Source organism: Microbacterium sp. (assembly GCF_026393345.1).
GTDB lineage: Bacteria > Actinomycetota > Actinomycetes > Actinomycetales > Microbacteriaceae > Microbacterium.
The window spans coordinates 1-22,854 of record NZ_JAPLAI010000034.1 but is presented as its reverse complement, the minus strand read 5'-3'; the positions used below and the strand labels follow the sequence as shown (position 1 = coordinate 22,854).

18 protein-coding genes and 1 pseudogene are annotated in these 22,854 nt (G+C 70.1%); 5 read left to right on the top strand and 14 right to left on the bottom strand.

The genetic code is table 11. The features are described 5' to 3' along the window. Window positions 1–165 precede the first annotated feature (165 nt). Both NT132_RS04720 and NT132_RS04715 read left to right on the top strand, forming a co-directional pair. Window positions 166–1,473 carry an MFS transporter gene (locus NT132_RS04720; protein ID WP_297785581.1) on the top strand — a complete coding sequence of 436 codons (1,308 nt, stop codon included), beginning with the start codon at window positions 166–168 and terminating at the stop codon, window positions 1,471–1,473. A 79-nt stretch (window positions 1,474–1,552) separates the two neighbouring features. Further along, the gene (locus NT132_RS04715; protein WP_297785579.1) at window positions 1,553–2,500 is read left to right on the top strand and encodes a DMT family transporter; all 948 of its coding nucleotides are present in this window, start codon (window positions 1,553–1,555) and stop codon (window positions 2,498–2,500) included. Window positions 2,501–2,567: 67 nt separating this feature from the next. On the opposite strand, the gene NT132_RS04710 is transcribed toward NT132_RS04715, so the two are convergent. Beyond that, the gene (locus tag NT132_RS04710; protein ID WP_297785576.1) at window positions 2,568–3,128 is read right to left on the bottom strand and encodes a YceI family protein; all 561 of its coding nucleotides are present in this window, start codon (window positions 3,126–3,128) and stop codon (window positions 2,568–2,570) included. A 152-nt stretch (window positions 3,129–3,280) separates the two neighbouring features. Then, the gene (locus tag NT132_RS04705) at window positions 3,281–3,649 is read right to left on the bottom strand and encodes an FKBP-type peptidyl-prolyl cis-trans isomerase (protein WP_297785573.1); all 369 of its coding nucleotides are present in this window, start codon (window positions 3,647–3,649) and stop codon (window positions 3,281–3,283) included. Between the two features lie 172 nt (window positions 3,650–3,821). Between NT132_RS04705 and NT132_RS04700 the strand changes: the two genes are divergently transcribed. Next, a complete protein-coding gene (locus NT132_RS04700) occupies window positions 3,822–4,415 on the top strand; it encodes a TetR/AcrR family transcriptional regulator (RefSeq protein WP_297785570.1) in 594 nt (197 codons plus the stop codon). A 1-nt stretch (window position 4,416) separates the two neighbouring features. Here NT132_RS04700 and NT132_RS04695 read toward each other — a convergent pair whose 3' ends face one another. The 7 genes from NT132_RS04695 to NT132_RS04665 all read right to left on the bottom strand — a co-directional run bounded on the left by NT132_RS04695 (window position 4,417) and on the right by NT132_RS04665 (window position 12,399). Further along, window positions 4,417–5,775 carry an NtaA/DmoA family FMN-dependent monooxygenase gene (locus NT132_RS04695; protein ID WP_297785566.1) on the bottom strand — a complete coding sequence of 453 codons (1,359 nt, stop codon included), beginning with the start codon at window positions 5,773–5,775 and terminating at the stop codon, window positions 4,417–4,419. After that, complete coding sequence (gene add, locus NT132_RS04690) at window positions 5,772–6,761, bottom strand: adenosine deaminase (RefSeq protein ID WP_297785562.1); 990 nt, start codon at window positions 6,759–6,761, stop codon at window positions 5,772–5,774. Before add ends, NT132_RS04695 begins: the two co-directional genes overlap by 4 nt. 226 nt (window positions 6,762–6,987) lie before the next feature. After that, window positions 6,988–8,190: a PrsW family intramembrane metalloprotease gene (locus NT132_RS04685; protein WP_297785559.1), complete on the bottom strand. Its 1,203-nt coding sequence runs from the start codon at window positions 8,188–8,190 to the stop codon at window positions 6,988–6,990. 28 nt (window positions 8,191–8,218) lie between these two features. Then, the gene (locus NT132_RS04680) at window positions 8,219–9,697 is read right to left on the bottom strand and encodes an aspartate ammonia-lyase (protein ID WP_297785556.1); all 1,479 of its coding nucleotides are present in this window, start codon (window positions 9,695–9,697) and stop codon (window positions 8,219–8,221) included. Between the two features lie 114 nt (window positions 9,698–9,811). Beyond that, window positions 9,812–10,741, bottom strand: coding sequence for a phosphodiesterase (locus NT132_RS04675; RefSeq protein ID WP_297785553.1), 930 nt, complete (start codon window positions 10,739–10,741; stop codon window positions 9,812–9,814). A 45-nt stretch (window positions 10,742–10,786) separates the two neighbouring features. Beyond that, window positions 10,787–11,122 carry a peptidase gene (locus NT132_RS04670; RefSeq protein ID WP_297785551.1) on the bottom strand — a complete coding sequence of 112 codons (336 nt, stop codon included), beginning with the start codon at window positions 11,120–11,122 and terminating at the stop codon, window positions 10,787–10,789. Then, window positions 11,119–12,399: an inorganic phosphate transporter gene (locus NT132_RS04665; RefSeq protein ID WP_297785548.1), complete on the bottom strand. Its 1,281-nt coding sequence runs from the start codon at window positions 12,397–12,399 to the stop codon at window positions 11,119–11,121. Before NT132_RS04665 ends, NT132_RS04670 begins: the two co-directional genes overlap by 4 nt. A 186-nt stretch (window positions 12,400–12,585) precedes the next feature. On the opposite strand from NT132_RS04665, the gene NT132_RS04660 reads away from it, so the two are divergent. Then, window positions 12,586–14,700 (top strand): S9 family peptidase, encoded by a 2,115-nt coding sequence (locus NT132_RS04660; RefSeq protein WP_297785545.1) that lies wholly within the window; start codon window positions 12,586–12,588, stop codon window positions 14,698–14,700. A gap of 211 nt (window positions 14,701–14,911) precedes the next feature. On the opposite strand, the gene NT132_RS04655 is transcribed toward NT132_RS04660, so the two are convergent. From NT132_RS04655 to NT132_RS04635, 5 genes are all read right to left on the bottom strand, one after another. Next, entirely contained in the window at window positions 14,912–15,835 is a 924-nt protein-coding gene (locus tag NT132_RS04655) for a hypothetical protein (protein WP_297785542.1), read from the bottom strand. 216 nt (window positions 15,836–16,051) lie between these two features. Next, window positions 16,052–17,080 (bottom strand): 6-phosphofructokinase, encoded by a 1,029-nt coding sequence (locus NT132_RS04650; protein WP_297785539.1) that lies wholly within the window; start codon window positions 17,078–17,080, stop codon window positions 16,052–16,054. A 129-nt stretch (window positions 17,081–17,209) separates the two neighbouring features. After that, on the bottom strand, window positions 17,210–19,372 hold the full coding sequence (locus NT132_RS04645) for a DEAD/DEAH box helicase (RefSeq protein ID WP_297785536.1): 2,163 nt from the start codon (window positions 19,370–19,372) through the stop codon (window positions 17,210–17,212). A gap of 186 nt (window positions 19,373–19,558) precedes the next feature. Next, window positions 19,559–20,191, bottom strand: coding sequence for a hypothetical protein (locus NT132_RS04640; RefSeq protein WP_297785533.1), 633 nt, complete (start codon window positions 20,189–20,191; stop codon window positions 19,559–19,561). Between the two features lie 67 nt (window positions 20,192–20,258). Then, the gene (locus tag NT132_RS04635) at window positions 20,259–22,511 is read right to left on the bottom strand and encodes a cation-translocating P-type ATPase (RefSeq protein WP_297785530.1); all 2,253 of its coding nucleotides are present in this window, start codon (window positions 22,509–22,511) and stop codon (window positions 20,259–20,261) included. A gap of 67 nt (window positions 22,512–22,578) precedes the next feature. Here NT132_RS04635 and NT132_RS04630 point away from each other — a divergent pair. Then, window positions 22,579–22,854 (top strand): annotated as a pseudogene (locus NT132_RS04630) (deoxyribose-phosphate aldolase); the annotation flags it as partial.

Here is a 22,854-nt window from a genome sequence, read left to right as displayed (position 1 = left end):
CCGTCACAGAATGTGCGAGCTCTCTTCATCCGCGGCCGATCTAACGGCAACCTCCATAGCTTACCAGCGAACGGATGCGGGGGCGAACGTGCGCACCACTCCCCCTCGCGGACCGGCTAGCCTCGCAGACGTGCTGCACACCCCCGCCCTCGGAACCCCGCGGTGATGGCGAGGCTCGGCGCCCGCCACTTCATCGACCTGCGTCCCTTCCGCACCAGTCCCGCGTTCACGCGCCTGTGGATCGGATCGACCCTCTCCGGCATGGGCGGGCAACTGACCATCGTCGCGGTCATGCTGCACGTGTACGCCCTGACCTCCTCCGACCTCGCGGTGGCGATGGTGGCGGTGGCGGGCCTCGTACCCATGGTCCTCGCCGGACTCTACGGCGGGATGCTGGCGGACGCCTTCGACCGTCGCGTGGTCGCCCTCTCGGCCGCCGCGGTCACGTTCGCCTCCACCCTGCTGCTGGCGATCCTTGCGTGGACCGGCAACGAGACGGTGTGGTGGCTCTACGCGCTCAGCATCGTCAACTCGGCCGCGAACTCGATCGTCAGCGCCACCCGCTCGGCGATCACGCCCCGCCTTCTCCCCCGCGAACTGCTCCCGGCAGCCGCGGCGCTGCAGGGCATCACCGTCGGCATCATGGTGATGGCGGGCCCCGCGCTCGCCGGTGTCCTCGTGGCGTTCGCCGGTTACGCCTGGACGTATTCGATAGACGTGGTCCTCATGACCTCGCTGTTCCTCGGGCTGTGGACGCTGCCCGCGATCCGGCCGGAGGGCGTCATCGTCAAACCCGGGCTGGAATCGCTCCGCGACGGGATGCGGTTCCTCAAGGGGGCGGCTAACATCCGGCTGCAGTACATCCTCGACATCATCGCGATGACCTTCGGGCAGCCGCTGGCCCTGTTCCCCGGCATCGGGGCGGTGCTCCTGGGCGGCGGCGCGATCACCACCGGCATCCTCACCGCCGCGGTCGCCGCCGGGGCGTTCCTGTCGAGTCTGTTCTCCGGGCCGGTGGGCCGGGTGCGCGCGCACGGCGTCGGCATCCAACGCTCCATCCAGGTGTACGGGGCGGCGATCGCCCTGTTCGGCGCGGTACTGCTGGCCGCGCAGCTCGGCTGGTTCGCGCCGGACACGGTCGGTGAGACCTCCGCGAACACGGTCCTCATCGTGCTGGCCTGCGTGGTGCTGGCGGTCTCCGGGGCGGCCGACAACGTCTCCGCCATCTTCCGGTCGACCATGATGCAGTCCGCGGTCCCGGACAGCATGCGCGGCCGGCTGCAGGGCGTCTTCATGGTCGTCGTCGCCGGCGGCCCCCGCATCGGGGCGCTCTACGCGGGCGCTCTCGCCACACTGACGACGCTGTGGTTCCCGCCACTCCTCGGCGGCTTCCTCATCATCGCGCTGGTCGGAGTGCTGGTGCGGTTCAACCCCGGGTTCCGCGCCTACGACGCAGAGCACCCCGTCCCCTGAGCTGCCGATGACCGGCGGATTCCGGCCGTTGTGCTCCTCGCGGCCCGGCGGTGTCGGCCCGCGCCACTACAGTCGCGAGGTGACATCTCGCACGCCACCGCCCGTTCTCGCGGCTCCGGCCCCTTCGTCCGCCGCCACCACGGTGCAGTTCGTGCTGCTCGGCGTCATCTGGGGTGCCAGCTTCCTGTTCATGAAGGTGGGACTCGGCGGGCTGTCCGCCCCGCAGGTGGCATGGTCGCGGCTCGTGCTCGGCGCGCTCACCCTCGGCGTCTTCATGCTGGTCCGGCGCGAACGGCTGCCGCGGAACCCCCGGATCTGGGCGCACATGACCGTGCTCGCGGTGACGTTCTGCGTCGTGCCGTACCTGCTGTTCGCGTGGGCGGAGCAGCACGTGAGCTCGGGCCTTGGCAGCATCTACAACGCCACGACGCCGATCATGACCGCTATCGCCGCGGGGCTCCTCTTCCGGGTGGAGAAGCTGAGCGTGCTACAGATCCTCGGCATCGCGGTCGGCATCGGCGGGGTCGTCGTCATCATCGGCCCATGGCACGGCCTGGGTCTCAGCGACGACCTCGTGGCGCAGCTCGCCCTGCTCGGCGCGACCGCCTGCTATGGGTTCAGCCTCGCGTACATGCGCCGGTTCCTCGCGAATTCGGGGACGACCGCGCTGACGTTCTCGTTCCTGAACATCGGGATCGGGGCGGTGATCATGCTGCTGCTGACCCCCGCGATCGCCCTGACCCCGATCCGCCTCGACCTGCCGATCGTGGTCTCCATGCTGCTCCTCGGGTGCCTCGGCACCGGGGTCGCGTACATCTGGAACCAGAACGCGGTCCGGGCATGGGGTCCCACGCGCGCCTCCACCGTGACCTATGTCACCCCGGTGGTGGGCGTGGTCCTCGGCGTGCTGCTGCTGGGTGAGACGGTGTCCTGGAACGAGCCGGTGGGCGCGCTCATCGTGTTCGCGGGAATCCTGCTGGCGCAGGGTCGCCTGCGATTCCCGCGACGCTCAGCCGCAGCGCGCTGAGTCGGACATCGAAAAAGGGGACGGATGCGGTGTGACACCGCATCCGTCCCCTTCGTGGCTCTGAAGATCAGGCCTGGATCGAACCCTGCAGGTCGAGCTCGATGGTGACGTCCTTGCCGACCAGCACGCCGCCGGTCTCAAGCGCGGTGTTCCAGGTGAGGCCGAAGTCCTCACGGTTGATGACGGTCTTCGCCGTCGCGCCGGCCTTGTAGTTGCCGTACGGGTCCGTGCCGAATCCGCCGAACTCGACCTCGAACGTGACGGGCTTGGTGACGCCGTGAAGGGTCAGGTTGCCGTCGACGAGGAAATTGCCGTCTTCGACGCGCACGCCGGTGGACACGAAGTCGATCGTCGGGAAGGTCTCGACATCGAAGAAGTCGGCGGAGCGCAGGTGGGCGTCGCGACCCTCGTCCTTGGTGTCGATCGAGGCGGCATCGACCGAGGCGGTCACGGTGGTCTCGAGCGGGTTCTCCGGGGCGACGATGGTGGCGCTCTTCACGGCGAACACGCCGCGGACCTTCGAGATCATCATGTGGCGGACGCTGAACCGCACCTCGCTGTGCGAGGGGTCCAGCACCCAGGTGCCCGCCTTGTAACCGGGGATCTCAATCGTGGTGGTGTCGCTCATGTTCACTCCAAGTTGTCCGCCGCGCCTGTCGCGGCTCTCGAGGGCTGAAACCGGCTCGGCCACGGATTCATTCCCGCGAATGAAATCTTTTCGCACCCGGAAACGACGATGCCCCGGAGGCGACCCCGGGGCATCGTGGTGGAGGTGAAGTCTCAGCCGACCTTGAGCAGGTCGATGATGAAAATCAGGGTCTTGCCACCGAGGAAGTGACCCCCGGCAGGACCGTAGGCCAGGTGCGGCGGGATGACCAGCTCGCGACGGCCGCCGACCTTCATGCCGGGGATACCGTCCTGCCATCCCTGGATGAGGCCGCGGAGCGGGAACTGGATGCTCTCGCCACGGCCCCAGGAGGAGTCGAACTCCTCGCCGGACTCGTACTCGACGCCGGCGTAGTGCACCGTGACGGTGTCGCCGGGCGCCGCTTCGTCACCGTCGCCGACGATGATGTCGCGGATCACCAGATCCGCGGGGGCGGGACCTGCGGGAGCGTCGAACTCGGGCTTCGTGCGGTTGTCAGTCATGCCTCCATCCAAGCATGACGGGAGCCCCCGCGCGCCGACCTCTTGACAGCGCGGGAAGCCCGGCGCATCCTGATGTCAGACCAACTCAGCGCTCGGGAGTCACGCAGGCATCGCCGCGGCACCGGGCGCTGAGTCTTGATCCGGGCGGGTCCGGCTCGCCTAGGCTGGGCCGGTGACGGACGCCGATTCCCCCGAAGCGCAGCGCCTGCTCGATGCGGCAGTGTCCGTGATCCTCGAGCGGGGCGTCGTGTCGCTCTCGTTGTCGCAGCTGGCGAAGGCCATCGGATCGAACAACCGGATGCTGCTGTACTACTTCGGATCGAAGGACGAGCTGTTCACCCGGGCGACCCTCGAGGCCTACGGGAGATTCCCCGGGCTCGCCGCGTTGATCCCGTCGCTGTCCGGACCCGGATCGATGCCGGCGGTGCTGTCCGCCGGTTGGCGGGTGCTGCGCGCCGAGGAGCACCACGAGTACCACCGCCTGTTCTTCGAGGTGCTCGCTCTCGCCATGCGCGCGCCGGAGGAGAACCGGGCGCAGCTGGGGGTGCTGGCGACGCACTGGCCGGACGGCATCCGGGCCGCGTTCCGGGCGCACGGGTGGGCTCCGGATGCGGCGGCCCGGGCGACCCTGCAGCTGCTCGCGCTGTGGCGGGGCCTGCAGACCGAGCTGCTCACGAGCGGGGAACCGTCCGCGCTGGACGCCGCGCACGATGCCGCGGTCGAGGCGCTGTTCGCGGCCCCGACCGCGGCGGTCGATCCGAGCTGACTCAGCCGAGCCGGGTGTGGCCCGCCTCGCCAGAGATGTGCTCGCGGAGGGTCTGGCCGACCGGGTCGGCCGCGAGGCCGCGCTCCCGCAGGAGCGGCAGCACCTGCTCGCCGAACGCCTGCACGTCACGGGTACCGAAGATCGGCTCCAGCATGAAGCCGTCCACGCCCGTCTGCTCGGCGAGCTCCGCGATGCCGTCGGCGACGGTCTGCGCCGATCCGATGAGCCGGAACCCGCGCGTGCCACGGCCGCGCAGTTCGTCCAGGATCTCCCGCACGGTCGGGGCGGGACGACCCGCACCCTCCCGGAACCGCTCGATGTTGCTCGTGCCCATCTGTCCCACCGGGCCGCCGCGCTCGAATGCCTGCTCGATCGTGCCGTCGGGGTCGAGGTCCAGCAGGTTGATGCCGGTGTTACCGGCGTAGAGCGAGGCGACCAGTTCATCGGACTGCATGGCGTAGAACTCGTCGAACAGCGCCTGTGCGGCCTCATCCGTCTCCGCGACCACCGCCGTGAGCCCCGCGATGATGCGGATCGACTGCGGGTCGCGGCCGGCTTCCGCGGCGAGGCGCCGGATGTCGGCGGCGTTCTTGGCCGTGAACTCCGGCGTGGTCGCCTGGATGAACACACCCTCCGCCGTTGCCGCGGCGAGCGCTTTGCCCTTCGGGGACGTGCCCGCCTGGAACAGCACGGGGGTGCGCTGCGGGGACGGCGGCACGGTGAAGTGACCGTGGGAACGATAGTGGATGCCGTCGAAGTCGACGGCACGAAGGCGTTCGGGGTGGATGTACACCCCCGACTCGGCGTCGGCGAGGAGGGCGTCGTCGTCCCAGGAGTCTTCCCAGAACGCGCGGGCGAGCTCCACGTACTCCTGCGCCATCTCGTAGCGGTCGTCGTGGGCGACCATCTCGTCGTGCCCGAAGAGGGCAGCCACGGCGTTCTGCGACGAGCCGGTCACGATGTTCCAGCCGATCCGCCCGCCGGTGACGTGGTCGAGCGTTGCGTACTTGCGCGCCAGCTGCACCGGGTGGTCGATCCCGGTGCTGGCGGTCACGACGAAGCCGAGCCGCTCGGTCTCGTGCGCGAGGATCGGGATGATCGTGGCCGGGTCCAGCGCCGGGAAGTTGATCGCGGCCCGCACCGACATCTCCGCGATGTCGCCGTTCACCATCGGGTAGCCGTAGCTGTCGGCGAAGAAGAGGAAGTCGTATCCGGTGCGGTCCATGACCTTCGCCATGCGGACCCAGCGGTGCCGGTCGAGGAAGTCGACCGCATCGTTCGCCGGGTGCGCCCAGCTGTAGGTGCCGCCGACCTGCGGGGCGAAGACCTCGAAGACGCCGAAGTGAAGCGGGGCGCTCACGCCGCCGCCGCCAGCCAGGCGTCGATGCCGGCCTTCGCTCGCGCCTTGGTCTCGGGCGAGGCGAGGGTCGTCTCGATGGAACTCCACGCGCAGGCGGCCAGTTGCGCGTCGGTGAGACCGATCTGCTCGCGCGCGGCCACGTACTCCTCGAGGATGCCGGGGCCGAACAGGATCGGGTCATCGGCGTTGATGGAGCAGCGGACGCCGGCGGCGAGCAGCTGCGGCAGCGGGTGCACGGCGAGGTCATCGACGACGTCGAGCAGCACGTTCGAGGTGGGGCAGACATCCAGGCAGATACCGCGCTCGGCGAGGGTCGCGACGAGCGTCGGGTCTTCGACCGCGCGCACGCCGTGGAGGACCCGGTCGGCGTGCAGCACCTCGACGGCCTGCCAGACGGACTCGGGTCCGACGAGCTCGCCCGCGTGAGGGGTGGATTGCAGGCCCGCCGCCCGGGCGATGGCGAAGGCCTCGGCGAAGTCGGCCGCGGGGTAGCCGCGCTCCTCGTTCGCGAGCCCCAGCGAGACGACGCCCTGACCTGCGCGGGATGCGGCGACCTCGGCGAGGGCGATCGCCTCGGCGGCTCCGGTGGTGCGGTCGACCGTCACGCTCAGGGCGACCTCGACGCCGTGCCGCTCCCCCGCGGCGCGGGAGGCGGCGAGATGCGCATCGAGCGCCGCGGCGGCAGAGCCGAAGGTCTCGGCGTAGAACTGCGGGCTCACGCCGAACTCGATGTAGGCGACGCCGTCGTGCGCGGCGTCTGCCACGGCCTCGTCGATGAGCCGGTCCAGGTTCGCCGGCTCCGAGAGCACGGCAAGCAGTCCCAGGTAGGTGTCGGCGAAGGCGGTGAAGCCGGAGAAGCCGCTCGTTTCCGGAATGGTCACCTCCATGGTCTCGGCGAGTTCGGCGAGGGTCGCGGGCCGCATGGCCGCTTCCAGATGGATGTGCAGGTGCCCCTTGGGCAGGGCGGCGAGATCACGTGCGGGCATCGGGTCCTCCGGAGAGCTATGAACTGATCGGTTCAGACGCTACCCGGGCGGTGTTACGCGTTCATGACGGGGATGCGGCAAGCTGTCGCCGTATCCGTACCGCCGTCCGTCGCTCGTCTCCGTCGTGAGAATCGGAGATGTCACGAAATTCGGGGCGAATGGCGGGTGCGCGGTCCGGATCTCGTGACATCCCCGAATCCGGCGACGCCGTGGGCCGCCGCGACACTCAGCGGGCGAAGAGGGCAGCGCGGGCGGCGGTGGCGCGGTCGAGGAGGACCTTCTCCTCCACCGCTGCTTTCGGGTCGCGGCCCGACACCAGCCGCTGGCGCGCCGCGGCGAGCGCGGTCGCCTCGCGGATGAACGCGCGCATTTGCGGGCGGCGGTCGCCGGGGAGGCGGGCCGCCCAGGCGAGACCTGCCCGGCGCCCGGGCGCGGTCGCCAGCATCTGCACCTCCTCGGGTGTGAACCAGCCGGTCGCGGCGTAGTCGCCGAGGCGCTGCCGGGTGAGGCGCGCCTCCTCACGGCGGAGCGCCAGCATCCCGAGGATGAACAGGATGAACAGGGGCACCTGCAGCGCCGCGTACAGGCCGAAGAAATCGCCGAAGGTCGCGGAGCCGTTCCACAGCGCATGCAACGCGACCGCACCGATGAGGCCGACGAGCCAGGCACCGAACACGCCGCCGCCGCGCGCGCCCCGGCGCACCGCGAGGCCGACGGCGAAACCGGTCACGGCGGTGAACATGACGTGCGCGAACGGCGACAGGATGCCGCGGAGGAAGAACACCGTCCCGAGTTCCGCGGTCCCGCCCTCGATCATGGCGATCGCGAAGTACTGGATGTTCTCGGTGAAGGCGAACCCGGCGCCCACGAGACCCCCGTAGACGATCCCGTCCACCGGTCCGTCGAAAGCGCGGCGGCCGACGAGGAGGATGAGGAGCACGCCGAGACCCTTCGCGAGTTCCTCCACGATGGGCGCCTGCACGACCGCGCTGAACGCTTCGGCGAGGAACGTGTCAGCCTGACCGAAGGCGAGGATGAGCAGCAGGTCGACGCCGAGGGCGATGACGACCGAGGCGATCGCGCCCCAGCCCACGGCCAGCGCGAGGAGCGACCGCGGTTCCGGTTCCCACCGGTCGACGGCACGCAGGGCGAAGAACACGGCCACCAGCGGCACGAGCGCGAGCAGCATCCCGGCCAGCGACGAGCCGGGCCCGATCGCCGCAAGGAAGTAGGCCACGAGCACCACGAGCAGCACGGCGAGCAGCGCGAAGATCCAGATGGATGCGGCACCCGTACGCCGCACCCGCGGCAGCTCCATCCGCGGCGTTACCGGGCGCGGGGGCGCGACCGGCGGCGGCACGAGCAGGGTCGGCTGCGCGAGCGGGGAAGCGAAGCGAGGGTCGTGCGGCGGGTGCCCGGGTTGGCTCATGGCGGTCAGCCTAGGGCCGGCGCCTCCGCTACGGGCGCGAGTCCACAGGTGCGTCGTGCGGATGCGGATCGCGGACCACCGGAATGGCCGCGGTGATCGCCTCCAGACCCGACAGGCGGGCGGGCGAGAGCTGCTTGACGACCTCTTCGCGGCTCATCAGGCCCGCCTCCACCACCAGGTCGGCGACGCTGCGTCCGGTGAGCAGCGCGGTCTTCGCGAGTGCGGCCGCCGCGGCGTAGCCGATGAAGGGGGTCAGCGCGGTGATGACCCCGACCGAGGACCCGACCATCGCCCCGAGCCGGTCGCGGTTTGCGGTGATGCCCTCGACGCAGTTGACCCGCAGCGTCCACATCGCCTGCCGCATCCAGGTGATCGACTGGAAGATCGAATGCGCGATGACGGGTTCGAACGCGTTCAGCTGCAGCTGTCCGCCCTCCACCGCCATGGTCACCGTCATATCGGCGCCGACCACGGCGAACGCCACCTGGTTGACGACCTCGGGGATCACGGGGTTCACCTTGCCGGGCATGATGCTCGACCCGGCCTGGCGCGGCGGCAGGTTGATCTCGCCGAGTCCCGCCTGCGGCCCCGAGGAGAGCAGGCGCAGGTCGTTGCAGATCTTCGACAGTTTGATCGCGTTGCGCTTGAGCGACGACGAGAACGACATGAAGGCGCCGGTGTCGCTGGTGGATTCCACCAGATCGTCGGCCGTCTCGAGGTCGAGACCGGAGATGTCGCGGAGGTGCCGGACGACGGTCGCGGCATAGTCGGGGTGCGAGGTGATCTTGGTGCCGATCGCGGTGGCGCCGAGGTTCACCTCGTGCAGCAGCCAGGCGTTCTCCCGCAGGCGGTTCTCGTCCTCGCCGAGGGTAGTGGCGAAGCCGTGGAACTCCTGCCCCAGGGTCATCGGGACGGCGTCCTGCAGCTGAGTGCGCCCGACCTTGAGCACGTCGTGGAATTCGGCCGCCTTCGCACTGAACGCCTCCCGGAGCAGCCGCAGCTCGGTGAGCAGACTCTGCAGCGTGAGCGAGAGGCCGACCTTGATGGCCGTGGGGTACACGTCGTTCGTGGACTGGCCGCGGTTCGTGTCGTCGATCGGCGAGAGGAAGCCATAGTCGCCCTTAGGGCGGCCGGCGAGCTCGAGGGCGATGTTGGTGATGACCTCGTTGGCGTTCATGTTCGTCGAGGTGCCGGCACCGCCCTGGATGACGCCGACGACGAACTGGTCGTGGAACTCCCCGTTGATGACGCGCTGCGCCGCGCGGTCGATCAGCGCAGCCTTCTCCGGGGGGAGCACCCCGATGTCACGATTGGCCCGCGCCGCGGCCTGCTTCACCATCGCGAGTGCGGTGACGAGGTCGGCGTAAACCGAGATCGGTCGTTTCGCGATCGGGAAGTTCTCCAGCGCGCGGGCAGTGTGGATGCCCCAGTACGCGTCGAACGGGATCTCCATGGATCCCAGTGAGTCGGTCTCGGTGCGGGTACGCGCCGTCGCGTCCGTGTCCATGCGTCGTCCTTGTGGGTCGTCTGCCGGTGGGTGCTCCGAGCCTAGCCTCGGGCGGACCCGCGGGCTCTGGCCGCTGTGGAGAGTGTGCGCGCCTGCACCGGACACCCCGTCAGGTCAGCGCGCCGGCTTCCGGGAGAACGCCTCGAGCCGCTCCTCGGGGGTGAGCGCCGACATCCGGGCGATCCACGCGGCGTCGAAAGCCGTCGCCGTCTCCGCCTCCACGACCGGCACCACGGCGTGGGTGATGGTGTCGTCGTAGACGTGGACGAGCTGGAACGACTGCCCCGCATCCATGCCGTTGATCTCCGCGGTCGGCCGGGCGAGGTTCATCGTGTAACAGGTGGCGGAGGCGACGCTCACCGGGATGCCCGCGAACGTCCCGCTCGTGGCGTGGTGCAGGTGGCCGGCGAGGATCGCCCGCACATCCGTGCCGGCGAGCACCGCGGCGAGTCGTGGCTGGTCGCGCAACTCCAGGATGTCGAAGAACGGGATGTGGCTCGGGAGCGGCGGATGGTGGAGGGCGAGGATCGTGCCGAGCGGCGCGGGCGTCGCGAGGATCCCCGCCAACCACTGCAGCTGAGCGTCGTCGAGGTCCCCGTGGTGCCACCCGGGAACACTGGAGTCGAGCGCGATGAGGCGAAGGCCCCCGAGGTCCCATACCCCCGTGATCGGCTCCGCGGTGGCGGGGCCGTCGAGCAGGCCCGCCCGCAGCGCGGGGCGCTCGTCGTGGTTCCCGGCGACCCACACCAGGGGGGCGCCCAGGCGCTCCGCCACCGGTTCGACCGCGGCACGCAGCGCCGCGTAGGCCTCGGGCTCGCCGAGGTCGGTGAGATCCCCGGTGAAGACGATCGCGTCCGGTCGCAGGTCCATCCGCTCGACCACCTCGAGGGTGTGCCGCAGGTTCGCCGCCGTGTCGTAGCGCCCGCCGAGCGGCCGGTTGCCCGCCAGCAGATGGGTGTCGCTGAGATGGAGCAGCACGCGCGCTGCGGCCGGATGCTGACCGAACCGCACCGCGTCATCGCGGGCCTGGGTGACGTCGTTCATCCCGAAAGCCTAGGGGTCGACACCGACGTCGCGGTGTCCGCCGGCTCAGTGCCCGAAGACGATGAACGCGAGGCTGGCGAGCACGGCAAGTCCGCACACCGCGAACGAGGCGTAGGCGGCCACGAGCGACAGGCGCTTCTGCCCGTCGGTCAACGGGCTCTTCCGGGCCGCCTTCGCCGCGGCCTTCGCGGCCTTCGCCAGCTGCTTCTCGCTGACGACAGTGATGGCGTCGGTGAACTCCGCCGGGGCGACGACGGGCGCGTGACCCGAGCGCACCAGCATCCGCAGGGCCAGCGCGTAGAACGCCACCACGAGCACGGCGCCCACGAGGGCCGCAACGAACACCTCGATGAACGCGAGCCAGTCGATCTCGACGGTCACAGCCGACCCTCCTTCTCCCGGCGGGCAGCTGCGTCGACGCGCTTCTGCTCCTTCTCGGCGGCGCGCGTGGCCCTCGCCAGCTCCCGCTGCACGATCCGCTGACGGCGCGTGGGCGGCGGGTTGCGCTTGACCTTGATCGCGCGGCCGGATGCGGCGACCTCGCTCATCGCGTTCCCCGACGTCACCGCGGACCGCCGCGAGCGCCAGAACATGAATCCGACTACCGCGACGGCGAGGATCGTGTCAACGAGGATGCCCCACTCGCCGAGCCACGCGACGATGAGCGCGGCCAGTGCACCAACGAGACCCGCTGCCGGCAGCGTGAGCAGCCAGCCCACCCCGATCCGACCGACGGTGCGCCAGCGCACGGTGGACCCGCGACGGCCGAGGCCGGAGCCGATCACCGACCCGGACGCGACCTGCGTGGTCGACAGCGCGAAACCGAACATCGACGAGGCGAGGATGGTGGAGGCCGTCGACGCTTCGGCGGAGAACCCCTGAGCGGGCTTGACGTCCGTCAGGCCCTTGCCGAGGGTGCGGATGATGCGCCAGCCGCCCATGTACGTGCCGAGGGCGATCGTGAGCGCACAGGCGAGGATGACCCAGAGCTGCGGGTCGTCCTGCGTGGAGTTCTGCCAGCCGGCCATGATCAGCGCGAGCGTGATGACACCCATGGTCTTCTGCGCATCGTTCGTGCCATGGGCGAGGGCGACCAGCGAGGACGAGAAGATCTGCCCCCAGCGGAACCCGTCGCGACCATCGGGCTTGCCGTCGTAGCGCCGCGTCATGGCGTAGGCGACCTTGGTGGTCACGAAGGCGATGACTCCCGCGGTGAACGGGGCGATCAGTGCGGGAAGCACGACCTTGCTCAGCACGACGCCGAAGTCGATCGCCAGTACCCCGACACCGACGAGCGTCGCGCCGATGAGACCGCCGAACAGGGCATGCGAGGAGCTCGAGGGAAGACCCAGCAGCCACGTGAGCATGTTCCAGGTGATCGCGCCGATGAGCCCCGCGAAGATCAGCGGGAGGAACTCCGTGGGGGTGATCTGATCCTCACGGATGATGCCGTGCGAGATGGTCTTCGACACCTCGGTCGACAGGAACGCACCGACGAGGTTCAGGACGGCGGCGAGCAGCACCGCGACCTTGGGCTTCAAAGCGCCGGTGGCGATCGGGGTCGCCATCGCGTTCGCCGTGTCGTGGAACCCGTTCGTGAAATCGAAGAACAGCGCCAGACAGATGACCAGGATGACGATCAGGGCAGCGGTTTCCACCGTTCGCTTTCGGTTCTCGGGGGGCGGGAAGTGCCGAGGTGATCGGCGGTGCGAACGAACAGTTCACCGTAGATACAGCATCCGGTAACCGGGCCGTCCACAATCGTTTCACCGGCGAGGCGTGCGGTCAACTCGGCGCAGTGACGGTTCGGCCACATCCGGGCGTGGCTCGGTTAGCGTGAAGGGGTGACCGACACCGCCTCTGACGTCCTCCCGCCGCTCCCCGCCCGCGAGCCCTCCCCCCGTGTGCACCACGGGGACGAGTTCGCCGACCCCTACGAATGGCTGCGCGCGAAGGACGACGACCGCGTGCGCACGCACCTCGAAGCGGAGAACGCGTACACCGAGGCGCGCACCGCCCACCTTGCGGGCCTACGGGAGAAGATCTTCCAGGAGATCAAGGGACGCACGCAGGAGAGCGACCTGTCGGTGCCGACCCGTCGCGGCGACTGGTGGTACTACGGCCGGACCGTGGAGGGCAAGCAGTACGGCATCCAGTGCCGGGCGCCCCTTGCGTCGCCCGACGATTGGACGCCGCCGCAGCTGTCGCCCGACGAACCGGTGCCGGGCGAGCAGGTGCTGCTAGATGGCAACGAGGAGGCCGACGGCCAGGAGTTCTTCTCGCTCGGCTCGTTCGAGGTGTCGACCGACGGCCATCTGCTGCTGTACGGCGTCGACCTCGAGGGCGACGAGCGGTACACGCTGCGCGTGCGTGACCTCCGCACCGGCGAGACCCTGCCGGACGTCATCGAGGGCACCTTCGCCGGAGCGTCCCTCTCCCCCGACGGCCGCTTCATCGTCTACACGACCATGGACGATGCCTGGCGTCCCGACACGGTGTGGCTGCACGAGATCGGCACGGATGCCGCATCCGATGTCTCGCTGCACCACGAGTCCGACGAGCGCTATTGGGTCGGCGCGGGCTTCACCCGGAGCGACCGGTTCCTCGTGATCGGCGTCGGGTCATCCATCACGAGCGAGGAGTGGATCCTCGATGCTGACGACCTCCGCGGCACACCGCGCGTGGTGTGGCCGCGGCGCGACGGCGTCGAATACGACTCATCGCACGCCGTGATCGACAGCGAGGATGTGTTCTACATCCTCCACAACGACGGCGCCCTGGATTTCGAGCTGGTGCGGGTGTCCGCATCCGACCCGCAGGGCCCGCGCACCGTCGTGCTGCCGCACGAGCCGGGTCGTCGCCTCCTCGGCGTCGACACGTTCCGCGACTGGGGGGTCGTGGGTTACCGCCGCGAGGGTCTCGCCCGGCTCGGGATGCTGGACTACGCCGCGGGCGCGGTGTCGGAGATCACGTTCGATGAGCCGCTGTACTCCGTCGGCACCGCCGGGAACCCGGAGTGGGCTCCGCCGCTGCTGCGCCTCGGCTACGGCTCATTCACCACCCCGTCGACCGTGTTCGACTACGACGTCGCGACCGGCGAGCTGCTGCTGCGCAAGCGCCAGCCGGTGCGCGGCGGGTACGACCCGGACGACTACGGCCAGGCCCGCGTCTGGGCCACCGCGCAGGACGGCGCTCAGGTACCGATCTCACTGGTGTGGAAGCGCTCGTTCGGCGATCCCGGCGCCTCGCCGCGTCCGGTGCACCTGTACGGCTACGGATCGTACGAGCACTCCATCGAGCCCGGCTTCTCGGTCGCCCGCCTGTCTGAGCTCGACCGCGGCGTCGTTTTCGCCGTCGCCCACGTGCGCGGCGGCGGCGAGATGGGGCGGCAGTGGTACGAGGACGGAAAGCTGCTGCACAAACGCAACACGTTCACCGATTTCGTCGACTGCGCCCTGCACCTCATCGACCATGGTTTCACCACCGCCGACCGGATGGTCGCCGAGGGCGGCTCGGCGGGGGGCCTGCTCATGGGCGCGGTCGCCAACCTCGCGCCGGAGCTGTTCGCCGGCATCCTCGCGGACGTGCCGTTCGTCGATGCGCTGACCACGATCCTCGACCCCTCGCTGCCGCTCACGGTCATCGAATGGGACGAGTGGGGCGACCCGCTGCACAACCCCGACGTGTATGCGTACATGAAGTCGTACTCGCCGTACGAGAACGTCCGCGAGGGCGTGCAGTACCCCCGCATCCTCGCCGTCACCTCCTTCAACGACACCCGCGTGCTGTACGTGGAGCCAGCGAAGTGGGTGGCGCGCCTGCGCGAAGTGGGCGCGGACGCCCTGCTGAAGTGCGAGATGGTCGCCGGTCACGGCGGCGTCAGCGGCCGCTACGACTCCTGGCACGAGCGCGCCTTCGAGTTGGCCTGGCTCTTCGACGTGCTCGGCGTCGCCGACTGAGGGACTGGGGCTCGGCCCGCTGCCTGGCCACAGCGGGCTGCGGCGGGGCTGCGGGCGGGCTGCGGATGCTGCATGTCCCGATTTCTGCAGAACATGTCCCGATTTCTGCCGCTTTGGCATGCTCATAACGGCAGAAAGTGGGACATGCTCGGCGGGTCGCCGCGGGTGAGGGATGCTCAGGCGCGGCCCGGGCGCGACGTGTGAGGGATGCTCAGGTGCGGCGGGGGTGCCAGCCGCCGCGCTGCAGCGCGTCACGGACCTTCGCCACCGCCGCGGCCCCTCCCCCGCGCATGTGGTGGTTCAAGACGCGAACGTGGTCCCACCCTTCCGCCCGGATGCGGTCCCATCGATCCGCATCCTTCGCGAACTGGGCCGGATCCTCGGCATGCACACGCCCGTCGTACTCCGCGCCGACGCGATAACGCGGATAGGCGAGATCGAGCTCCGCAACGAACCCGCCCTCAGCGGTCCGCAGCACCCAGTTGATCTGGGGCTCCGGCAGACCGGCGCGGCCAAGAACGAGCCGCAGGCGGGTCTCTCGGGATGATCGCACCCCCGGGCGGACGAGGGACAGCGCGCGGCGAAGAACAGCGCCGCGAACGTCGCCCATGACCGCGACCTCATGCGCCAGGTCCTCGGCCGAAGCACACGGGGTCTCACCCGAGACGAGGTAATCAGCGGCGGCGACCAGATCGTCGAGCTGCCACAGCAGCCCGCACTGACGCCACGCGCGCACGGGATGCTCGATCGGCAGCCCTGCCGCATCCACGAGCGTGGCGGCCTCCCGAAGCTGAAGCCGATGCCCCGCGACGTTCGTGAGACGCGGCTCACGGGCCGGCCGATGGGCGGACACGTGGATGCTCGGGAGATAAGGCCACTCCGGCGACGGCGCCCCGATGAGCACCAGGGCGGTCTCATGACTGAAGAACTGCCAGTTCTTCAACCGCGGCGCATAGATCTGGCAGAGATCGCGCACCGATGATGGCGAAGCCCCACCCAGACGCCGTCGCACGCCCGGGTACGGCACCTCGAGGTCGCTGCGGCGCAGCCGCCCGGCCGGCAGACCGCGCTCGGCCGCGTCTGCGATCGCGAACGTCGGGGGAAGGTCATCGGGGAGGGACGAGGGCAGGCGCATCCCGGCAGCATCCTCGCCCTCAGACCCTCGGATGCGGTCTCACCGAGGACCTGTGCGATCGGCTCGCTCGACGCCCCCTGGGGAGGACCGGACGCTGTGCACCACCCGCGCCCTGCATGTCCCACTTTCTGCCGTTAAGGACGCCTTATAGCGGCAGAAAGTGGGACATGTTCTGCAGAAAGTGGGACATGCGGGCATCGGCCGCGCACGCAAGGCTCAGCCGAAGAGCGCGGCGGCTTCCTCGTAGCGGTAGAGGGGCACCGAGTTCAGCTCGCCGAGGGCCTCCTCGAACGGCACCCGCACGATGTCGGTGCCGCGGAGCGCGACCATCTGGCCCCAGGCACCCTCGACGACCGCGTCGGCGGCGTGCAGGCCGAGCCGCGTCGCCAGCACCCGGTCGAACGCGGACGGCGCACCGCCGCGCTGGATGTGGCCAAGCACGGTGGCACGGGTCTCGATGCCGGTGATGCGCTCGATCTCGGGCGCGAGCACCTCGCCGATACCGCCGAGGCGGGGGCGGTTGAAGGCGTCGAGGCCCTTGTCGCTGTACGCCTCCTCCATGCCGGTGACGGTGAAGCCCTCCGAGACCACGACGAGCGGTGCACGTCCACGGTCGTGGGCCTTCGAGACCAGATCGGTGATCTCATCGATCGTCATCGGCCGCTCGGGGATGCAGATGACGTGCGCGCCCGCGGCGACGCCGGCGTGCAGCGCGATCCAGCCGACGTGACGGCCCATGACCTCGGCCACCATGCAGCGCTGGTGGGAGTCGCCGGTGGTACGGAGGCGGTCCATGGCATCGGTGGCGATGTTCACGGCCGTATCGAACCCGAACGAGTAGTCCGTGGCGCGCAGGTCGTTGTCGATGGTCTTCGGCACGCCGAGCACGTTGATGCCGTCGTTCGAGAGGCGGTTCGCGGCCGCGAGAGTCCCCTCGCCACCGATCGCGATGATGCCGTCCAGGCGGTGGCCGTACATCGTCTTCGCGATGTTCTCCGCACCACCGCGGGGTCCCTCATAGGGGTTGGTGCGGCTGGTGCCGAGGATCGTGCCGCCGACCTTGGACAACCCCTTCACCTCGTGCCGCGTCAGCGGGAAGAAGTCACCGTCGACCACGCCACGCCACCCGTCCCGGATGCCGACGAACTCGATGTCATAGATGCTGGTGCCCTTGAGCACGACGCCGCGGATGACCGCGTTCAGTCCGGGGCAGTCGCCGCCGCTGGTCAGGATGCCGATCTTCATGGGTGGGGTCCTCGAAAGTGGTGCTTCAATGGCCGGCGACGCTGCCTCCCCGAGACTAGCGCCGCCTGAACCCCGTCGCTACACGGCGGGGTTCAGGCGGGTCGCTTGTCGCGGCGCAGACGGCTTCGGTCAGGCCGCCCCGAGCGCGCTGCGGGTGAGGTGCATGAGTGCCGACAGCTGCACCGAATCACTGGAGCCGGGCTCGACGGCGTGACCGTCGAGGGCCCGCAGCGACAGGCCCTGCTTGGCGTCGATGAGTTCCGCGATCTTGGTGTCGATCGTGTGCGCGGCGATGATCCGCCACGCGGTGACCGGCTCGCCCTGGCCGATGCGGTGTACCCGGTCGATCGCCTGCGTCTGCTCCGCCGCGGTCCAGCTGAGCTCGGCGAGGACGACGTTGGATGCGGCCTGCATGTTGACGCCGACGCCGGCGGCGGTGAGCGAACACACCGCGACCGACACCGAGGGGTCGTTGTTGAACGCGTCGATCGCGTCCTGACGGAACGTGGCGCTCTGATCGCCGCGCAGCGACACGGTCTTCAGCCCGGCAGCGGCGAAGTGGGCCTCCGCCGCATCCATGACGTCGATGTGCTTCGCGAAGAAGACGACCTTGCCGACCGAACGCTGCAGCTGCACGGTGTAGTCCGCGGCGACGAGCGCCTTGGCCTGACCGATGCGGCGCACCATGGTGAAGACGTTCTCGGATCCGGAGGACGCGGCCTTGGACTCGTCGAGCTCGTGCTGGGCGACCAGGCGCACGATGTCCTCGTCCACCTCGCCGGGCAGCAGCCCGCGGTCGCCGCGCGCGTCGATGATGCGGCGGTAGCGGGTGGCCAGGCGCTGACCGAGCTCGCGCTCGGCCTGACGGATCGATCGGCCGAACTCGTCATCCAGCTCCACGGGCAGATCGGCGACCAGCTTGTCCGGCAGATCCTTGGCGACGTCGGCCTTGCGGCGCCGGACGATCCCCATCGAGATCACGGCGGCGCGCGCCGCGGGGTAGAACGCCTTGTCTGCCGGGGTGAGCCCGGTCTCATCGAGCTTCTCCATCAGCTCGGCCTCGGGCTTGGTGCCGTTGGTCCAGCCGAGGAAGCGCCAGATGGCGTCGAAGTCCTCGACATCGTTGATCAGCGGCGTACCGGTCAGGGCGAGCAGCAGCGGGTTGCTGACCCGCTCGCGCAGGCGCGCTGCCAGGGCGAGCACGTTGCGGGAACGGTTGGATGTGAGGTTCTTGATGAAGTGCGCCTCGTCGACGACGATGCCCTTCAGCCCGACCTCGCTGAGCCAGGCGAGGTGACGGTCGAGCACCTCGTAGTTGACGATGAACACGTCGGCGAACGCGTCGATGTTCTCGCCGTCGCCCTGGATGACGGTCGCACGGCGCTGCGGTGTCCACCGCTCGACCTCGCGCGCCCAGTTCATCTTCACGACGTTCGGCACGACGACCAGCAGCGGATAGGCATCGGCGACGGATGCGGCGATCACCGACTGCGCGGTCTTGCCGAGGCCGGGCTCGTCGGCGAGCAGGAACGACCGGTGGCCCTCGCGCACGGCTTCGAGGAAGCGCGACTGGTGCGGCATGATCTCGAGGCCCTTGGGCGACAGCCGGTCGTACTCGGGCACCGGAGGCAGGTCCATGGATGCGGCACCGCCACCGGCGCCCATCTCGAACGCCTTATACAGCGGGCCCATGAGTTCCCAGCCATCCAGGCGACGCCGCGGCGTTTCACCGACAGGGCGGCGGTCGAGGTCCGGCGGGAGGAAGGGGTTCGCCATCTGACGGGCTTCGACCTGCGGCGGGATGACCTGCTTCTCCGCGAGTTGCGGCGGCACGATTGCCCCGTTGGCCGCAGCGGGGGCCGCATCCGTGATGATGAGCTCGTCCGGCGGCAGATCTGCGCCCGACTCGATGAGCCAGTCGCGGCGCATCCGGCGGGCGACGGGCGAAGAGGCCTGATCGACCTCGAGCAGCTGGATGAGCGACGTGTCGCGCGCGGCCGTCTTCGCGAGGATCGTGGCGACCCCGTCGAGGCGCTTGAGCTGCTCGGCGCGCGAGGCGTCGGTGAGCTCGGTGTCGGTCTTCACCCGAGCCCGCTCCTCGCGGACGAGGAAGGCGATCGCCTGGAACTTCACCCGGTTGGTCGGGCCGAGCTTGCCGCGTTGGGCCTTGGCTTCGACCTCACGGACCTTGCGGGCGAGGATGGGGATGAGGGGTGCCTCGTCGTCGCGTTTGGCGGACGAGGTGTGCTTGCGCCGCTGAGATTTCTGCGCGGCGGGCGCCGTGGTCGGCATGCTCCTCCTGAGCGTGTATACGGATCACTCCGAGGCCGGGACCCCATGGGAGGGGCCGGCAGGTTCCCGCGGGCGGCTCGCTGCCGGGACGGACGCGGGGGCTGGTCGCCGGGGCGCGTCGGCACGAGGAATGGTGCCGGGCGGTCGGGTGACCGCCTTCATTCTAGCGCAGCGCGCCACCGGCGCTCACCCCCACAACGTGGCGACGATGTCTTCCGTGTATCCGACGGGCGCATAGCTAATCCAGGCGGTCGTGACCCACCCGTTCCCGCGCAGATACTGGGTCTCCCCCTGGGTGATGATGTTGTCGTCGTAGTCGACGCTCTTCATCTCGATCCGGCAGATCGTCCCTCCGTCGAGATCCTCACAGCCGTAACCCCCCTCCGCCAGGGCCTGGAGAATCGTGGCCGTCTGGTCCGCGTTGACGATGGTCACATTCGTCGCCAGGCCGCTCTCGCTCGGGTACCCCCAGGTGCAGCGGAGGGTTGGCGCGCCGGACTCCAGGACTTCCAGCCCGGGAACGAGCTTGGTGGCGTAAAGCGTGATACCCGGGTCGTTGAGTGGCCCACCGGTGGCCTGGAGCTCGCTGAGCATGGCCGCGGAGTACAGCTGCTCGCATCCGGACGGCAACGCGATCTCGTCGGAGGAGTCGACGGGGGTGGCACTCGGCGTGGGTGCGGGGCTCACCGTCGACGAGGAAGGCCTCGGCGTCGCAGAGGATGCCGCGTCGGGCTCCGGCGCGCAGCCCGACAACGCGAGCGCGACGCTCGCGGCAGCCGCCGCGACGACGAAGACGCGGGCGATGGATGCCGAGATCACGGGTACCTCCGAGGGTCGAGGACAACACCTCGACCCTATCCGCGGCACCCACCGCGAGCCGCGACCGTCAGGCGGCGCGTCGCAGCCGCAGGCTGTTGAGCACCACGAACACACTGGAGAACGCCATGGCCGCACCGGCGATCATGGGGTTGAGTAGGCCCAGGGCGGCGAGTGGCAGGGCGGCGACGTTGTAGGCGAACGCCCAGAACAGGTTGCCGCGGATGACCCGCATGACCCGTCGGCTGAGCCGTAGTGCGGTCACCACCCCGCCGAGGTCGCTGCCGGTGAGGGCGATGTCGCCGGCATGCGAGGCCGCATCCGTCCCTCCCCCCATCGCGACGCCGAGGTCGGCGGTGGCGAGCGCGCCCGCGTCGTTCACGCCGTCGCCGACCATCGCGACCCGGTGTCCGGCGTCCTGCCGGGCACGGACGAGCGCGACCTTCCCCTCCGGGCTGACCCGGGCGTGCACCTCGTCGATACCCACGGATGCGGCGATCTGACGCGCGATCGGTTCGGCGTCCCCGGTGAGGAGCAGCACGGCCAGCCCGCTCGCCCGCAGCTGCGCGACCGCATCCGCGGCCTCCGGCCGGAGCGTGTCGGCGACCGCGAACACCGCGGTCGCCCGCGCCGGCGTGCCCGGCTCGACCCAGCCGGCGACGATGACGGTGGCGGTGGTCTCGTGGGCCTCGACGACCGCGGCGAGTTCCGCCGGCAGCGGCGTGCCGGTGTGCTCGGCCGCGAACTCCGGCGACCCGGCGAAGACGCGGCGGCCGTCGACGGCGCCGAGGATGCCGCGCCCGGGCAGGGCGGTGACGTCGGCGACCGGCCGGAGCGATGCGGAGGCCGCGGCGATGGCGACGCCGACCGGATGCTCGCTGGCGGCCTCGAGCGAGCCCACGAGGTCGCGGGCCTCGGCCTCGTCGATGCCGTCGACGACGGACACAGCGGTGAGGGTCATGTGCCCGGTGGTCAGGGTGCCGGTTTTGTCGAGCGCGACGGTGTCGATCCTGTCCGCGTTCTCGATCGCCTCGGGACCGGTGATGAGGATGCCGAGCTGCGCACCACGCCCGGACCCGACGAGGATGGCGATCGGGGTCGCGAGTCCGAGCGCGCAGGGGCAGGCGACGATGAGGACGGCGACCGCGGCGGTGAATCCCGCGGTCACCGGCTGCCCGGCCACGAGCCATCCGACCAGCGTGAGCACCGCGAGCGCGATCACGATCGGGACGAATACGGCCGAGATGCGGTCGGCGAGGCGCTGCACGCCGCTCTTGGCCAGTTGCGCGTTCTCGACGAGCGCGGCGATGCGCGCGAGGCGGGTCTGCGCTCCGACCCCGGTGGCGCGTACGCGGAGGGTGCCACCCTGGGCGAGGGTGCCCCCGGTGACCTCCGACCCGACCGCCACCTCGACCGGAACCGATTCGCCGGTGAGCATGCTCTCGTCGACCGTCGCACGGCCGTCCTGGACGACACCGTCGGTCGCGATGGTCTCCCCCGGCCGGACGAGGAACTCGTCGCCGATGAGGAGCCGGTCGGTGGGGATGCGGCGGCCGTCGGCGAGCTCGACATCGCGGGCGCCGAGGTCGAGCAGAGCACGAAGAGCCGCACCGGCGCGGCGGCGCGCTCGGTCCTCGATCGCGCGCCCCACGAGGAGGAACACCGTGACGACGGCGGCGACCTCGAAGTACACCTCGGCGCCCGGTTCGGACCCGTGGGACATGCCGATCCTGCCCGCTCCGCCGAACACCAGGGCCCAGACGCTCCACAGGTATGCCGCGAGCGTGCCGACGGTCACCAGGGTGTCCATCGTGACGGCGCCGTGTCGGAGGTTCTTCAGCGTCGCGCGGTGGAACGGCCAGCCGCCCCACAGCACGACTGGGGTGGCGAGCGCGAAGCTCACCCACTGCCAGCCGGGGAACTGCCACGCCGGCACCATCCCGAGCACCAGCACGGGGGCGGCGAGAATCGCACTCGCGATCACCCGCGGCCAGGACGAGACAGTGGCGTGGTGCTCGGAATGGTCCATCGCGTCGTGCGGAGAATGGCCCGCACTCTCGTGCGGCTCATGCGCCTCGTGGGGTTCGCGCACGCCCGGGTCCGGTCGGCGGAGGTGCGCGCGGTATCCCGCCGCGTCCACCGCCCGAGTCAGCTCGGCGCGGTCGAGGCCCGCGGGGTACGAGACGCGGGCGCTCTCGGTCGCGAGGCTCACCTGCGCCTCCACCCCGTCGATCGCGTTGAGCTTCCGCTCCACCCGGGCGACGCAGCTGGCGCAGGTCATTCCCTCGATGTCGAGGACTTCGGTGCGTGCCTCATCGGTCATGCCACCCATAATACCCCCCTGGGGTATTTGAGGGGTCGGTTGCGGCACATCGCCGTAGGCTGGGGGCATGCCGCAGATCACCGAAGCCCAGCTCGCCGCCACCATCGACCACGCCATCCTCGGCCCGCAGATGACCCGCGCGGACGTGGATGCGCAGCTGGACATCGCCCGCGAGTGGAAGGTGTTCAGCGTCTGCGTGCGCCCCTCCGACATCGCCTATGCGGTCGCCCGCCTGGACGGCTCCGGCGTGAACGTCGGCACGGTGAGCGGCTTCCCGCACGGCACCACCTCCACCGCGGCGAAGGTCGCCGAGGCGCGGCAGGCGATCGCCGACGGCGCCACC

Bases quoted from the DNA above. Each gene is read 5' to 3' on its own strand.
- NT132_RS04675 (WP_297785553.1), bottom strand. From the start codon at position 10,741: ATGAACGACGTCACCCAGGCCCGCGATGACGCGGTGCGGTTCGGTCAG.
- NT132_RS04635 (WP_297785530.1), bottom strand. From the start codon at position 22,511: ATGACCGATGAGGCACGCACCGAAGTCCTCGACATCGAGGGAATGACC.
- NT132_RS04680 (WP_297785556.1), bottom strand. From the start codon at position 9,697: ATGGACACGGACGCGACGGCGCGTACCCGCACCGAGACCGACTCACTG.
- NT132_RS04705 (WP_297785573.1), bottom strand. From the start codon at position 3,649: ATGACTGACAACCGCACGAAGCCCGAGTTCGACGCTCCCGCAGGTCCC.
- NT132_RS04655 (WP_297785542.1), bottom strand. From the start codon at position 15,835: ATGCGCCTGCCCTCGTCCCTCCCCGATGACCTTCCCCCGACGTTCGCG.
- NT132_RS04685 (WP_297785559.1), bottom strand. From the start codon at position 8,190: ATGAGCCAACCCGGGCACCCGCCGCACGACCCTCGCTTCGCTTCCCCG.
- NT132_RS04720 (WP_297785581.1), top strand. From the start codon at position 166: ATGGCGAGGCTCGGCGCCCGCCACTTCATCGACCTGCGTCCCTTCCGC.
- add (WP_297785562.1), bottom strand. From the start codon at position 6,761: ATGCCCGCACGTGATCTCGCCGCCCTGCCCAAGGGGCACCTGCACATC.
- NT132_RS04645 (WP_297785536.1), bottom strand. From the start codon at position 19,372: ATGCCGACCACGGCGCCCGCCGCGCAGAAATCTCAGCGGCGCAAGCAC.
- NT132_RS04710 (WP_297785576.1), bottom strand. From the start codon at position 3,128: ATGAGCGACACCACCACGATTGAGATCCCCGGTTACAAGGCGGGCACC.
- NT132_RS04650 (WP_297785539.1), bottom strand. From the start codon at position 17,080: ATGAAGATCGGCATCCTGACCAGCGGCGGCGACTGCCCCGGACTGAAC.